1 pseudogene is annotated in these 392 nt (G+C 49.2%); it reads left to right on the top strand.

Features of this window, described 5'->3' with window-relative positions:
* A pseudogene (locus AC1DM9_RS34585) lies at positions 1–392 on the top strand (IS110 family RNA-guided transposase); the annotation flags it as partial.

The raw sequence follows: 392 nt of genomic DNA, 5'->3' as shown, positions 1-392 counted from the left end.
AGACATTCCCTTGCCCACAGGATTTGGAGACGTATGCAGTACCGGATGTAATCAAAGCTTGGAGAACCCATATGCAGCGCGCTGGGGGTTCTACGGGGATTGAGAAGGCTGCGCAGCTCATAGCCATTGCTAAACGCAGTGTCGGAGATCAAACCGCTGTAGAAGAATCGAAGGTAGATTTAATACGGCTTCTTGAAGAATATGAACGAGTTACCACCATGCCCATGCTTGAACAGATTGAAAAGGACATCGAAGCTCTGCTTTCTCCTATGGCACAGCAGCTTCGCACCATAAAAGGTCTCGGGAAGATCTTCACCGCGGCCATACTAGCTGGCACAGGAGATTTAAGACAGTATGCGCATGGACGTCAGGTATTACGAATACGAAAGGCG

Source organism: Paenibacillus sp. 01T431 (genome assembly GCF_056398625.1).
The sequence above is the reverse complement of the archived record's forward strand: the minus strand, read 5'-3'. Positions and strand labels throughout refer to the sequence as shown.